General features: G+C 71.9%; 9 protein-coding genes. 2 read left to right on the plus strand and 7 right to left on the minus strand.

The genetic code is table 11. The features are described from left to right. Positions 1 to 32: 32 nt before the first annotated feature. The gene (locus tag IE95_RS0101735) at positions 33 to 1,013 is read left to right on the plus strand and encodes a dihydrodipicolinate synthase family protein (protein WP_051702589.1); all 981 of its coding nucleotides are present in this window, start codon (positions 33 to 35) and stop codon (positions 1,011 to 1,013) included. A 114-nt stretch (positions 1,014 to 1,127) separates the two neighbouring features. Here the strand turns inward: IE95_RS0101735 and ligA are convergent, their stop codons facing one another. Both ligA and adhE read right to left on the minus strand, forming a co-directional pair. After that, the gene (ligA, locus tag IE95_RS0101740; RefSeq protein WP_206053316.1) at positions 1,128 to 3,518 is read right to left on the minus strand and encodes an NAD-dependent DNA ligase LigA; all 2,391 of its coding nucleotides are present in this window, start codon (positions 3,516 to 3,518) and stop codon (positions 1,128 to 1,130) included. Positions 3,519 to 4,009: 491 nt separating this feature from the next. Further along, positions 4,010 to 6,739: a bifunctional acetaldehyde-CoA/alcohol dehydrogenase gene (gene adhE / locus IE95_RS0101745; RefSeq protein ID WP_030149903.1), complete on the minus strand. Its 2,730-nt coding sequence runs from the start codon at positions 6,737 to 6,739 to the stop codon at positions 4,010 to 4,012. 188 nt (positions 6,740 to 6,927) lie between these two features. Here adhE and IE95_RS0101750 point away from each other — a divergent pair, with 188 nt between their 5' ends. Continuing rightward, positions 6,928 to 9,111 carry a prolyl oligopeptidase family serine peptidase gene (locus IE95_RS0101750; RefSeq protein WP_030149904.1) on the plus strand — a complete coding sequence of 728 codons (2,184 nt, stop codon included), beginning with the start codon at positions 6,928 to 6,930 and terminating at the stop codon, positions 9,109 to 9,111. A gap of 69 nt (positions 9,112 to 9,180) precedes the next feature. On the opposite strand, the gene IE95_RS0101755 is transcribed toward IE95_RS0101750, so the two are convergent. From IE95_RS0101755 to IE95_RS0101775, 5 genes are all read right to left on the minus strand, one after another. Continuing rightward, positions 9,181 to 9,942 (minus strand): ABC transporter permease, encoded by a 762-nt coding sequence (locus IE95_RS0101755; protein WP_030149905.1) that lies wholly within the window; start codon positions 9,940 to 9,942, stop codon positions 9,181 to 9,183. Beyond that, on the minus strand, positions 9,939 to 10,616 hold the full coding sequence (locus IE95_RS0101760; protein WP_240666293.1) for an ABC transporter ATP-binding protein: 678 nt from the start codon (positions 10,614 to 10,616) through the stop codon (positions 9,939 to 9,941). Before IE95_RS0101760 ends, IE95_RS0101755 begins: the two co-directional genes overlap by 4 nt. A gap of 49 nt (positions 10,617 to 10,665) precedes the next feature. After that, positions 10,666 to 11,211: a TetR/AcrR family transcriptional regulator gene (locus IE95_RS0101765; protein WP_030149907.1), complete on the minus strand. Its 546-nt coding sequence runs from the start codon at positions 11,209 to 11,211 to the stop codon at positions 10,666 to 10,668. Between the two features lie 176 nt (positions 11,212 to 11,387). Beyond that, positions 11,388 to 13,865, minus strand: coding sequence for a glycoside hydrolase family 65 protein (locus IE95_RS0101770; protein ID WP_030149908.1), 2,478 nt, complete (start codon positions 13,863 to 13,865; stop codon positions 11,388 to 11,390). Continuing rightward, complete coding sequence (locus IE95_RS0101775; RefSeq protein WP_030149909.1) at positions 13,865 to 14,605, minus strand: HAD family hydrolase; 741 nt, start codon at positions 14,603 to 14,605, stop codon at positions 13,865 to 13,867. The genes IE95_RS0101770 and IE95_RS0101775 overlap by 1 nt, the downstream gene beginning before the upstream one ends. Between the last annotated feature and the right edge of the window lie 20 nt (positions 14,606 to 14,625).

Below are 14,625 nucleotides of genomic sequence, written 5' to 3' on the forward strand. Positions count from 1 at the left end.
CTCGGCGGACGGCCTGTGGCACCATCTCGGGGATGACGACACCGACGCCCTTCACCGGGCTGCTCGCCTACCCGATCACGCCGCTCGGCCCCGACGGGCTCCCCGACCTGGGCGTGCTGGCGCGTCTCGTCCAGGGCGCGGTCCGCGCCGGGGTCGACGGCGTCACGGTCCTCGCGTCGTCGGGCGCGGGCACGTCGTTCTCGCCCGAGGAGCGCGCCACCGTGGTGGGCGCCGCGGTCAGCGCGGCACACGACGCCGGCCCCGGCGCCTCGGGGCGGCAGGTCCCGGTGCACGTCGCGGTCGCGGCCCCCTCGACCACCGAGGTCCTGCGGAACGCGGCCGCGGCTCAGGCGGGCGGCGCCGACGGGCTCGTCCTGGCCCCCTTCGCGTACGTCCCGCTCGTCGACGCCGAGGTCGTCGCCCTGTTCGAGGCCGTCGCCGCAGAGACCGACCTGCCCGTGTGCTTCTACAACCGGCCCGCCCAGAGCGGGTACGACGTGACGCCCGAGGTGCTGGCCCACCTCGCCCGCACCGCCAGGCTCCGGGGTCTCAAGGACCCCGCAGGGAGGACGGGCGCCGGTGTGCGCCTGGACGCGGTCCGGGCCGCGGTCGGGGGCGAACCGTTCGCCGTGGGACACAGCGGCGACCTCGCGATGACCGAGGGCGCCTTCACGACCCTGCCGTCGAGCGACGCCTGGCACACCGGTGTCGCGGCCCTCGTCCCCGACGAGTACGTCGTGGTGCGCCGCGCACACCTCGACCGGCGGCCGCTCGACGCGGTCGTCGAGCGGTCCTGGCTCCTGGCCCTGGCCCGCGAGCTCGGCCGGTTGCGGCCCGTCGCGGGACTCCACGCGCTCGCCGGGCTGCTCGACGTGCCGACCGGTCCGCCACGGGGGCCGGTCCTGGCGACGCCGCCCGAGCAGACCGCGGGCCTGCGGGCCGTGCTGGCCCGACGGCCGGCCGTGACCCCGGGTCCCGGGGACACCGGCACCGGCACCGGCACCGCGAAGTAGAGAGTTTGCGTCGAGGTAGAGGTCTGTAGCCCTCTACCTCGACGGGAGACCTCTATCTCGACGGCGGGCACCTCGGTGGGGTCCCTGAGGGCCCTGCCGGAGCCGTGCGAGCCGTCAGTCGGCCGTCGGCACCACCGGGTCCCCGGTGATCTCGGCGTCCGAGTCCTCCGGCTCCGGGTCCTCGGGCTCGGGCGCGTCCCCGACCGCCGCCGGTCCGCCCGCGAGGAGCGCCACGAACCCGGCCTCGTCGAGGATGCGCAGGCCCAGGTCCCTGGCCTTGGTCTCCTTCGAGCCCGCGTTCTCCCCCACCACCACGTAGTCCGTCTTCTTGGACACCGACCCCGAGGCCTTGCCGCCCGCGGTGAGGATCGCCTCCTTGGCGCCGTCGCGCGAGAACCCTTCGAGGCCTCCCGTGACCACGACGGTCAGACCCGCGAGCGGGCCCGTCGGCTGCTGGCGTGCACCGGGGCCGGGGTGACCCGGGGTGTCGAACCGGACGCCGTCCTGCTTCCACGTCTCGACGATCTCGCGGTGCCAGTCCACCTCGAACCAGGCGAGCACCTCGTCGGCGATGACCGGCCCGACGCCCTCGACCGCCGCGAGCTCGTCGCGGCTCGCGGCCCGGATCGCGTCGAGCGACCCGAACCACTCCGCGAGGGCCCGGGCGGCGACCGGCCCGACGTGCCGGATGTTGAGGCTCACGAGGATGCGCCACAGGTCCTTGGTCCGCGCGATCCGCAGCTCGTCCACGAGCGTCTGCGCGGTCGTCGACGGGCCGTACACCGGGAAGTCCTTGCGCACGCCCGCAGCCCGGCGCTCGGCGGGAGTCGCGTCCTCGAACCCCGGCGGGTAGGTGCGGGCGGCGACCTTCTGGAACGGCCTGACGACCTTGGCCAGCAGCACCGAGCCGTCGGACATCTCCACCTCGCCAGACTCCCCCACGCCTTCGTACGGCCTGGGCAGCCCGGTCTCCGGGTCACGGACGACGACGCGGATCGGGGCGAGCTGGTCGACCGTGAGCCCGAACAGGTTCTTCTCGGTGCGCAACGGCGGCTCGGCGGGCTCGTAGGGCTGCGTGAGCGCAGCCGCGGTGACCTCGCCCAGCGCCTCGATGTCGAGGCCCCCGCGCGAGCCGATGTGCTCGACCCGCCCGCGGACCTGCGCCGGACAGCTCTCGGCGTTGGGGCAGCGCAGGTCGACGTCGCCCTCCTTCATGGGGCGCAGCGGCGTCCCGCACTCGGGGCACTCGGCCGGCATGACGAACTCCGTACGCTGCACGCCGTCCTCGCGCAGCGCGACGACCGGCCCGAGGATCTCCGGGATGACGTCCCCGGCCTTGCGCAGCACCACGACGTCGCCGATCAGCACGCCCTTGGCGCGCACGACGTCCTGGTTGTGCAGCGTCGCCTGCCGCACGGTGCTGCCCGCGACGAGCACGGGCTCCATGACGGCGTACGGGGTTGCCCGGCCGGTCCGTCCGACGCCGACCTGGATCGCGAGCAGGCGCGTGTTGACCTCCTCGGGCGGGTACTTGTAGGCGATGGCCCAGCGCGGTGCGCGGCTCGTCGCGCCGAGACGGCGCTGGAGCGCGAGCTCGTCGACCTTGACGACGATCCCGTCGAGCTCGTGCTCGATGTCGTGCCGGTGCTCGCCGAAGTACGCGATCATCTCCTGCACGCCCGCGAGGCCGTCGACGACCCGGTTGTGCGGCGAGACCGGGATGCCCCACTGCTCGAACAGCGCGTACGCGTCGGACTGGCGACCGAGCTCGGCGTGCTCGCCTTCCTCCCACTGCAGCGCCCCGACGCCGTGCGCGTACATGCGCAGGTTGCGGCTCGCGGTCACGGCCGGGTCCTTCTGGCGCAGCGAGCCGGCCGCGGTGTTCCGCGGGTTGGCGTAGGGCGCCTGCCCGGCCGCGACGAGCGCCTCGTTGAGGGCCGCGAAGTCGTCGACCCCCAGGAAGACCTCGCCTCGGACCTCGATCACCGCGGGGTGCGTGGCCGGGTCGCCCGCGAGCTGCTGCGGGATGCTCGTGATGGTGCGGACGTTGGCCGTGACGTCCTCGCCCGTGCGCCCGTCTCCGCGCGTCGCCGCCCGGACGAGGCGCCCCCGCTCGTACAGCAGCGCGATCGCGAGGCCGTCGATCTTGACCTCGCACAGGTACTCCACGGGAGCCTCGGACGAGACGCCGAGGTCCCGGTGCACGCGCACGGCCCATGCGGCGAGGTCCTCCGCGGAGAACGCGTTGTCGAGCGAGAGCATGCGCTCGAGGTGCTCGACGGTCGCGAAGCCCGTCGCGGCGCGCCCACCGACGCGCTGCGTGGGCGACTCGGGGGTCTGGAGGGCCGGATGTGCTGCCTCGAGCGCCTCGAGCTCGCGCATGCGGGCGTCGTACTCGGCGTCCGACGACACCGGGGCGTCTGCCTCGTAGTAGGCCCGCTGGTCGGCCTCGACCTGGGCGACGAACTCGGCCCAGCGTCGCTGGGCGGCGGCCTCGTCCAGCACCGGGGCGGCAGTCGGGGTGGCGTCGGGGACGACAGCGGTGTCGGAGGTGGCAGCCGCGAGGGCCGCGACCGTGCTGTCGGGGCTGGCTGCGGGGTGCGGCGGGGTGGCGTCGTTCACGTGCCTATTCTCGCCCGCGCCACCGACAGCGGCGCGTCCCGCGGGCGGAGCGTCCCGCAGGCGGCGCAGCCTGCCCGACGGCGCCGCTCGCCCGCCCCCACCGGCCCACCTCGGGGGCCCGCGCCGAAGCGCACGAGCCGAGCTGCGCCGTCGGGCACGGGAGACGTCCACCCACCTGGCCGGACGCAGTGCAGCGCCCCCGCGCTGGAGGACGCGGGGGCGCTGCGTGCGGGACCGAGGCCAAGGGGGATGCCTCGGGCCCGTGGTGAGTGGCGCCACCCGGCAGGACGCGCCACCCGACCGTGACCCGTACCGCTCGGGTCGTCGTGCGGGTCACCGGCGTCCGGGCTGCTCCCCGGACACCGGTGCCCAGATCACTTCGAGGGTTCGTCCGCGGCGGGGGCCGCGGCCTTCTTCTCTGCGGTCGTGCGGGCCGCCTCCTCGGTGGCCTTGCGCTCGGCACGGACCTCCTCGCGGCTCGTGCCGTAGTACGCCGCGACCATGATGTCCTTCATGTCCTCGAGCATCGGCAGACGCGGGTTCGCGGGAGCGCACTGGTCCTCGTAGGCCCGCATCGACAGGGCGTCGAGGCCTCCGATGAACTCACGCTCCGAGACGCCCTGCTCCTTGAACGAGCGCTCGATCCCGACCTTGGCGCGCAGCTCCTCGACGGCCCGGGCGTACGACTCGACGGCCTGCTCGGGCGTCGAGGCCGGGAGGCCCAGGTGCTTGGCGATCTGCTGGTAGCGCTCGTGCGCGATGTACTTCTCCGCCTTGGGCCACCCCGTGACCTTGGTCGGGATCTGCCCGTTGTAGCGGATCGCGTGCGGCAGGAAGATCGCGTTCGTGCGGCCGTGGACCAGACCGAAGGTCGAGCCGACCGTGTGGGCCATCGCGTGGACGATCCCGAGGAACGCGCTGCCGAACGCCATGCCGGCGATCGTGGCCGCGTTGTGCATCTTCTCGCGGGCCTCGGGGGCGGCCGCCCCCTGCGTGACGGAGGCCTCGATGTGCTCGAAGACCAGCTTGATCGCGTGCAGCGCCAGGCCGTCCGTGAAGTCGTTGGCGTAGACCGACACGTAGGCCTCGGTCGCGTGCGTCAGGGCGTCGAAGCCCGAGTCCGCCGCGAGCTTCGCGGGCATCGTCGCGGTCAGGACCGGGTCGATGATCGCGACCGACGGGGTCAGCGCGTAGTCGGCGAGGGGGTACTTGTACCCGGTCGCGTGGTCCGTGATGACCGCGAACGGCGTGACCTCCGAGCCCGTGCCCGACGACGTCGGGATGCAGACCAGCTTGGCCAGGTCGCCCAGGGTCGGGAACTTGAACGCGCGCTTGCGGACGTCGAAGAACTTCTCGCGCAGGTCCGAGAACGCCATCTCCGGGTGCTCGTACTTGAGCCACATGACCTTCGCGGCGTCCATGGGCGACCCGCCGCCGATCGCGACGATCGTGTCGGGCTTGAAGTCGCGCATCATCTCCGCGCCCTTCTCGACCGTCTCGACGCTCGGCTCGGGCTCGACCTGGTCCATGATCTGGATCGAGACCTTGTTCGGGCGACGACCCAGGACGTCGAGGACCTTGTCGACGATCCCGATCTGGCTCATGACCTTGTCCGTGACGATGGTGACGCGCTCGACGTCGGGCATCTGGGCCAGGTACTGGATCGAGTTCGGCTCGAAGTACGTCTTCGGCGGGATCTTGAACCACTGCATGTTGTTGTTACGACGTCCGATCCGCTTGACGTTGACGAGGTTGACGGCCGACACGTTGTTCGACACCGAGTTGTGGCCGTAGGAGCCGCAACCGAGGGTCAGCGACGGGATCAGCGCGTTGTAGATGTCACCGATGCCGCCCAGGGCCGACGGCTGGTTCCACAGGATGCGGACGGCCTTGACGCGCTGGCCGAACTCCTCCGCGATGGCCTTGTCCTCGGTGTGGATCGCACCCGAGTGACCCAGGCCGTCGAACTCGACCATCTGCTCGGCGAGCGAGATCCCGTGGTCGGTCGACTCGGCGCGCAGCACCGCGAGGACGGGGCTGAGCTTCTCGCGCGTCAGGGGCTCGGCGGGGCCGACCTGGCTGCACTCCGCGAGGATGATCGAGGTGCCGTCGGGGACCGAGAAGCCTGCCTGCTCCGCGATCCACTGGGGGCTCTTGCCGACGATCGAGGCGTTGAGCTTGGCACCGGCGCAGTTCGCGCCGCCGGCCTCGACGCCGAAGATGAAGCGCTCGAGCATCGCCTTCTCCTCGGGGTTCGCGAGGTAGGCGTGCATGTGGGCGAACTCGGCGAGGGCCGCGTCGTAGATCTCGGTGTCGAGGATGACGGCCTGCTCCGAGGCGCACACCATGCCGTTGTCGAAGCCCTTGGACAGGACCACGTCGTTGACGGCGCGGCCGAGCTTGGCGGTCTTCTCGATGTAGGCGGGGACGTTGCCCGCACCGACGCCGAGGGCCGGCTTGCCGGCCGAGTAGGCGGCGCGGACCATGGCGTTGCCGCCCGTGGCGAGGATGAGCGAGACGCCGTCGTTGTTCATGAGTGCCGACGTGGCCTCGAGCGAGGGCTGCTCGACCCACTGGATGCAGTCCTCGGGTGCGCCCTCGGCCACGGCGGCGTCCCGCACGATGCGGGCTGCGGCGACCGAGCACTGCTGGGCGCTGGGGTGGAACGCGAAGATGATGGGGTTGCGCGTCTTGAGCGCGATGAGCGACTTGAAGATCGCGGTCGAGGTCGGGTTGGTGACCGGGGTGATGCCCGCGACCACGCCGACCGGCTCGGCGATCTCGACGATGCCCGTGAGCTCGTCGCGCCCGATGACGCCGACCGTCTTGAGGTTGGCCATCGAGTTGGGCACGTGCTCGCACGCGAAGATGTTCTTGGTGGCCTTGTCCTCGAAGACGCCGCGCCCGGTCTCGGTGACCGCGAGCTGCGCGAGGCGGCCGTGCTCGTGGAGCGCCGCGACGGACGCCTTCTTCACGATGCGGTCGATGTCCTCCTGGGTGAAGGCGTCGTACTGCTTGAGCGCCTTGAGGCCTCGGTCGACGAGGGCGTCGATCTCGGTGACTCCGGCGGGGGCCTTGACGGGGGCCTTGCTCGTGCTGCTCACGTTGCTCCTCCAGTGACCCGAGCGGCCGGGTCTGCGTGGTGTCTTTCCCTTGCTTGTGAATACTTTCACAAGGTTCGGATAGATGCAAGCGCTGTCCGTCGACGACCGGGAACACACCCCTCACGAGCCGCTCCCCCTGACGAACTATGCATGTCCGGTCCCACGGATCGGTCGCCTAGTGTGTTCGCATGAGTGCTGAGAACGTCGTGACCGACGCGCCCACCGGACAGCCGACCACGCCGCACGACCCGTACCTGTGGCTCGAGGAGGTCGAGGGCCGCGAGGCGCTCACCTGGGTCCAGGGCCGCAACGCCGAGACCGCCGCGACGATCGAGGCGACGAGCGAGTTCGCCCGGACCGAGCAGGCGATCCGCGAGGTCCTCGACTCCGACGACAAGATCCCCGACGTCTCGAAGATCGGCGAGCACTACTACAACTTCTGGCGCGACGCGCGCCACGAGCGCGGCGTCTGGCGCCGCACGACGCTCGACTCGTACCGCACCGCACACCCCGAGTGGGAGCTCGTGCTCGACCTCGACGCGCTCGGCGAGACCGAGGGGCAGAGCTGGGTCTGGCACGGCGCGAGCGTCCTGCGCCCCGCCCCGGGCGGCGAGTGGCGCCACGCCCTGGTCGACCTGTCGCCCGGCGGCTCCGACGCCGACGTGACCCGCGAGTTCGACCTCGTCACGAAGCAGTTCGTCGCCCCCGAGGACGGCGGGTTCTACCGCGAGGAGTCCAAGGGCGGGCTCGGGTGGATCGACACCGACACGGTGTACGTCTTCACGGACTTCGGCCCCGGCTCGATGACCCCCTCGGGGTACCCCAGGATCGTCAAGCGCTGGCGCCGCGGCACCCCGGTCACCGAGGCGACGGTCGTGTACGAGGGCGAGCCCGAGGACATGTACATCTTCGGCTGGCGTACCCACTCCCCCGGGTTCGAGCGCGACTTCGTCGGCCGCTCGATCGCGTTCTACGACTCCGAGACCTACCTCGTCCAGGACGCGGGCACGGCCGACGAGACGCTCGTCAAGATCGACGTGCCGCGCTCGGCCGAGGTCGGCGTCAAGCGCGAGTGGATGCTCGTCGAGCTGCGCGACGACTGGACGGTCGGCGGTACCACGCACCTCGCGGGGTCGTTGCTCGCGATCCGCTTCGAGGACTTCCTCGCCGGGGCGCGCGGCTTCACCGTCCTGTTCGAGCCCACGCCCACGACGTCGCTCACAGGCGCCACGTGGACCGCGCACCACCTCGTCGTCAACGTCCTGGAGGACGTCAAGAACCGCCTCCACGTGCTGACACCGCCCTCCGCCGCAGCCGGCGAGCCCTCCGACGCACAGGGCCGTGGGTGGGCCCGCACCGAGCTGCCCGGTCTGCCGACCATCGGCACGGTCGTCGTGGGCGCCGTGGACTCCGAGGAGAGCGACGACGTCTGGCTCGTGGTGACCGACTACCTCACGCCCTCGACCCTCTCGCTCCTGACGGTGGGCGCGGGCACCGCGCCCGAGGTGCTCAAGTCGAGCCCCGCCTTCTTCGACGCCGAGGGCCTGGTCATCGACCAGCACTTCGCGGTGTCCGACGACGGCACGCGCGTCCCGTACTTCGTCGTCGGGCGTGAGGAGCTCGTCCGCCCCGCGGCCGGTGCCGCCGCCGGGACCGGCTCCGACGCCGCCCCCGTGGGCGCCGCCCCCACGCTGCTCTACGGCTACGGCGGCTTCGAGGTCTCGCTGACCCCGGGCTACTCCGGAGGACTGGGACGAGCATGGCTCGCCGACGGCGGCGTGTACGTCGTCGCGAACATCCGCGGCGGCGGCGAGTACGGCCCGGCCTGGCACCAGGCCGCGCTCAAGGCCAAGCGGCACAAGGCCTACGAGGACTTCGCGGCCGTCGCGCGCGACCTCGTCGCCCGCGGCATCACGACCCCCGAGCACCTCGGCATGGAGGGCCGCTCCAACGGCGGCCTCCTCGCGGGCAACATGCTCACGCAGTACCCAGAGCTCTTCGGAGCGGTCATCGTGGGCGTGCCCCTGCTCGACATGCTGCGCTACACGCACCTGCTCGCGGGCGCGTCCTGGGCCGCCGAGTACGGCGACCCGGACGACCCCGAGCAGTGGGAGTTCATCAGGACGTTCTCGCCCTACCACCTGTTCGACGCCGAGCGCGAGTACCCGCCCGTGCTCTTCACGACGTCGACCAAGGACGACCGGGTCCACCCCGGGCACGCCCGCAAGCTCGCCGCGAAGATGCTCGCGGCCGGCAAGGACGTGACGTACTACGAGAACGTCGAGGGCGGGCACGGCGGCGCCGCGAACAACGCCCAGGCCGCGCACATGGCCGCGATCCACTACCGCTTCCTGCGCGAGCAGCTCGGCTGAGGCTCGTCACACCGCGCACGGGCTCCCTCGTCGGCTGGTCGACCACGACCTGCCGACGAGGGAGCCCCCTCACCGATCGAGCTGCAGGCGCGACCAGGTGGCGCAGGCGAGCCCGACGAGGGCGAGCGCGACCGCGACCGTCACGGTGAGCTGCGTCGCGGTCACGGCCGTGCCGTCGGACATCGCCCACAGGGCAGGCGCGACCAGGGGCATCCAGCCCCCGGCCCCGACGATCGCACCGACCTGACCGACGACCACCAGGGCGATGACCCCACCCACCGCGGCGAGCAGCGAGCGGGTGACGGTGGCGATCCACGCGACCGGGACGGCGAGCGCTCCCGAGAGCATCGCCAGCGCAGTCTGGCGCACGAGCCCGGCCCACGCGTCCGGGCCCGGCACGCCGTAGCCGAGCACCGCCCCCAGGCCGAGCAGCCCGAGCGTGAGACTCACGCTGACCAGCGTCACCCAGATCGCGTAGACGGCGAACTTGGCCAGGGCGATCCTGCCGAGCGTGACCGGCAGGGCGAACAGCCCGGTGATCGTCCCGTCCGCGAACTCGCGAGCGAACATCCACGCGAGCACGACACCGAATCCGAGGAGCGAGGCCGCCGAGGTGATCTGCGCGGCGAGAGCGAGCAGCCCGGACCAGTCCAGCGTCACCGCGATCCCGGAGAAGTCGGCCTTGGCCGCCAGCGCAGGGTTGCCCCCGGCCAACCCCACGGTGAGCCCGCCCAGCAGGACGAGCGTACCGACGAGCAGCGCGAGCGTGCCGATCGCCCCCACGGGCGAGTGGACGAGCTTCGACGCCTCGACCCGCAGCGCGGCGTTCATCGGGCACCAGCGCCTTCGACGGTCGCGCGGTGCTCGTCGTCGGCCTGGATGCGCTCGAAGAACGCGCGCTCGAGATCGCGTCCGGTGGTGTCGAGCCGGCCGATCAGCCGGCCGGCGTTCATCAGCAGGACGCGATCCGCGATCCTGGCCACCTCGTCGAGGTGGTGGCTGCTGACGAGGACCGCTGCTCCCTGCCTGGCACGTCGGGTCAGCTGCTCCCGCAGCAGGATGACGGAGGCGGGATCGAGCGTGCTGCTCGGCTCGTCCAGCACGATGAGCTGCGGATCGTGCTGGAGAGCTGCCGCCAGACCGGTGCGCTGCCGGTTGCCCTGCGAGAGCCGCCGAAACCGCCGCTCGGCGACCGGACCGAGCCGCCAGGCCTCGAGCGACGCGTCGACGCACCGCGGGTCGCCGCCTCGCAGCAGGCACGCGATGTGCAGGTTCTTGCGCACCGTCAGCTCGGGATAGGCCGGGGGCGTCTCGATCAACGCTCCGACGCGCGCCCAGCCCGCTGTCGGCAGGTCGCCGAGCGCGCGGCCGAACACCCGTACCTCACCGGACTGCGGGCGCAGCATGCCCAACGCGAGCCGCATGAGCGTGGTCTTGCCCGCTCCGTTCAGCCCGATCAGTGCGACGACCTCCCCCCGCTCGACGTGGAAGCTCAGGTCGCTCACTCCCGCTCCACCGCGGAACTGCCGGCCGACGTTCTCGAAGCGGAGCACCTCACTCACCTCCCAGCACGTCCAGCGCGGCCTGCAAGACCTCGTCCACCGGCGTCCGCTCGGTCAGCGCCCACTCCAGGAGCGCCGCGCTCAGGCCTGCGATCACCGAGGCCGCGGCGACGCGCGCCCGGACGTCCGGCACCGCGCGGTCCGTGAGTGCCCCCGCGAGAGCGTCGACCGTGGCCTGACTGCTGCGTTCGATCGCCCCGCGGAGCGACGGGTTCGCCGCGAGTATCCGCAGCCGGTCACGCTGTTCTCCCTCGACCTCGACGTCGACCTGCCCCCAGGCCTGCCGGATGCCCTCGGCCAGCGCCCGCATCGGCGGCTCGTGCGCGGGGCGCGCCCGCACCGCCTCGGCCATCAGCGGGTCGAACGGGTCGTCGAGCAGCAGCGACTCCTTGGCGGCGAAGTGTCGGAACAGCGTCACCTCGCTCACCCCGACCTGGCGAGCGATCTGGGCGGTGCCCGTCGCGTCGTACCCCTGCTTCATGAACAGGTCCAACGCTGCGTGCCGCAGCGCCTCGTGCGTCTGATCCCAACGTCCCATGGCCCTGATGTTAGTGACTAACATATCGTGGAGGCAAGGGGCTCGCCTCGACGTCACCCCGGACAGCACGAGAGGGCGGGCCCCCGGGGAGACCCGCCCTCCTGCACCTCGCGGCGCCACAGCGCCCGTCGTCCCGGCGCCGCGTCGGCCGCCGCCGCGACCCGGTGCCCTCTGCCCTACGAGTGCGGCACCGTCGCCGTGATGAGCGTCCCGTCCTCGCGCCGGTTGCCCGTCAGGTCGCGCAGGCTCGGCGTCCCCTCCCGCACGGGCCCCTGGCCGTCGAGGGCCACCGTCACCGGCTCCCCGGCACCGACGCGCACGGCCTCTCCGCGCACCAGCACCTCGGCGCTCTCGCCCGTCTCGCACACGAACGTGATCGCGTCGGCCGTGACCGTGACCTTCAGCCGGGCCCCGCGCAGGGACACGCGGAACGTCAGGGACTCCCACGCCTGCGGCAGGCGCGGGTCGAAGCTGATGCGACCGCAGTCGTCGCGCATGCCGCCGAACCCGAACGCCAGCGCCGACCAGGTGCCGCCGGCCGAGGCGACGTGCACGCCGTCGGACGCGTTCGCGTGGCGGTTCTCCAGGTCTACCAGCAGCGACGACGTGAAGTACTCGAGCGCGAGCTCGTGGTACCCGACCTCCGCCGCGATGATCGACTGGACCACACCCGAGAGCGTCGAGTCACCCGTGGTCAACGGGTCGTAGTACTCGAAGTCGGCCAGCTTCTCCTCGGGCGTGAACTCTCCCCCCTGGAGGAACAGTGCGAGGACGACGTCGGCCTGCTTGAGCACCTGGTAGCGGTAGATGACGAGCGGGTGGTAGTGCAGCAGGAGGGGCCGCTTGTTCGCGGGAGTCGCCGCGAGATTCCAGATCTCGCGCTCCAGGAAGTGCGAGTCCTGCGGGTGGATGCCCAGGTGCTCGGCGTACGGGATCGACATGCGCTCGGCCGCTCGCGACCACTCGGCCGTCTCCTGCGGCGAGACGCCGAGCCGGACCCGGAGCCGCTCGTAGTCGTGCGGTGCGTCCAGGCGCATGGCGTCGAGCGTCTCGGCCGCGACGCGCAGGTTGAAGCGGGCCATGACGTTCGTGAAGAGGTTGTCGTTGACGACCGTCGTGTACTCGTCGGGACCCGTGACGCCGTGGATGTGGAAGTGGTCGTCACCGTTCGCCCGCCAGAAGCCGAGGTCGGCCCACATGCGCGCGGTCTCGACGAGGATGTCGACGCCCTCGCGCTCCAGGAAGTCCTGGTCCCCCGTCGCCCGCACGTACTGCATGAGGGCGTACGTCACGTCGGCGTCGATGTGGTACTGCGCGGTGCCCGCGGCGTAGTACGCCGAGGCCTCCTCGCCGTTGATCGTGCGCCACGGGAACAGGGCGCCCTCCTGCGAGAGCTGCCCGGCGCGACGGCGGGCGGCGTCGAGCATCTGGTAGCGGAAGCGCAGCGCGTTGCGCGCGTACCGTGGGCTCGTGTACGTCAGGAACGGGAGCACGTAGATCTCGGTGTCCCAGAAGTAGTGGCCGCCGTAGCCCGTGCCCGTGAGGCCCTTGGCAGGGACGCCGTTCCCCTCGGCGCGGGCCGTGGCCTGCGCGAGCTGGTAGATGTTCCACCGCACGGCCTGCTGGATCTCGGGCTGGCCCGGGATCTCGACGTCGGAGCGCGCCCAGAACTCGTCGAGGAACTCGCGCTGCTCGGCGTGCTGGAACGCGACACCCTCCTCGCGCACCCGGTCGAGCGTGCGACGGCAACGGTCGATGAGCTCGCGCGCGGGCACCCCGCGGGACGTGTGGTAGGCCACGGTCTTGGTGAGCCGGACCGGCTTGCCCGGCTCGGCCTGGATCCGATAGACGTGCTTGGCCAGGTCCTCGTCCACCTGGGTGCGCACCTCGTGCGTGTTCTCGGTGACCAGCTCGTCGTCCGCGGCGACCGCGAGCGTCATGCCCGAGTTGGTGCACCGGTAGGACAGGACCAGGCGCTCGTCGTCGCCCCACTGCGCCTGCGGCTGCAGGACGCGCTCGGTGAACTGGTTGGCCTTGCGGGGGTCGAACCCCTGCCCCATGGCGGCCGACGGGACGTGGTACTCGTCCTGCCCGTCCTGCCGGTTGAGGATCTGGGACGAGATCGCGATGGGCGCCGGGTCGTCGAGCATCGTCACCTCGAACGTGATGACGGCCAGGTGCCGCTCGACGAACGAGACCATGCGCTCGGACTTCACCAGCACGCGCTTGCCCGACGGCGTGCGCCACAACAGCTCGCGTCGCAGCACGCCGTCGGCCATGTCGAGCGACCGCTCGTAGGAGACGAGGTCCGCGACGGGCAGCAGGAGCGGCTCGTCGTCGACGTAGAGCCGGATGATCTTGACGTCCGGGACGTTGACGATCGTCTGCCCGACCTCCGCGAACCCGTACGCCTCCTCGGCGTGGTGGATGCGCCACGTCTCGTGGAAGCCGTTGATGAACGTGCCCTGCGTGTGGGACTCGCGCCCCTCCTCGACGTTGCCCCGCATGCCGAGGTACCCGTTGCCGACCGAGAAGAGGGTCTCGGTGACCCCGAGGTCGTGCGCGGAGTAGCGGTTCTCGGTGAGCCGCCACGGGTCCGCGGGGAAGCGGCTGCGGTCGACGGTGCCGTCGAAGCCGTGCTCGAACCCGGCCATCAGCGGGTCCCCTCGTGCGCCGGGCGGTCCAGGACCGTCGCGTCGAGCTCGCCCAGGTCGGCCACGACCAGGTCCGCGCCGTGCTCGGTCAGGGCGTCGGCCCCGACCCCGCGGTCCACCCCCACGACGAGCCCGAAGTCACCGGCAGCCCCCGCCTGGACCCCCGAGATCGCGTCCTCGATCACGATCGCGGCCGTCGTCGGGACGCCCAGGAGCCGGGCCGCGTACTCGTAGGTCGCGGGCGAGGGCTTGCCCTCGAGCCCCTCCACGGCCGCGACGGCACCGTCCACGACGACCTCGAACCGGTCCGCGATCCCCGCGGCCGCCAGGACCGACGGGGCGTTGCGCGACGACGAGACGACCGCGACGAGCGCCCCGGCCGCGGTCACGGCGTCGAGGAAGGCGATCGAGCCCGGGTACGGGTCGATGCCCTCACGGGCGAACATCGCGTTGACGATCTCGTTCTTCTTGTTCCCCAGCGCGCAGACCGTGCCGTCGCCGGGGGCGTCGTCGATCGTGCCCCACGGGAGCTCGATCCCGCGCGAGGCGAGCATCGTGGCGACCCCGTCGAAGCGGGGCTTGCCGTCGATGTGCGCGAAGTAGTCCGCCGACGTGTACGGCGCGACCGCGCGCTCGGCGCACAGGGGCGCGAACAGGCGTTCCCAGGCGCGCATGTGGAACTCGGCGGTCGGTGTCAGGACACCGTCGAGGTCGAAGAGGACGGCGTGCAGAGCGGGCATCGCGCTCCTTCGGGAGAGTG

This window comes from Oerskovia turbata (genome assembly GCF_000718325.1).
In the GTDB taxonomy this organism is placed as follows: Bacteria; Actinomycetota; Actinomycetes; order Actinomycetales; family Cellulomonadaceae; genus Oerskovia; species Oerskovia turbata.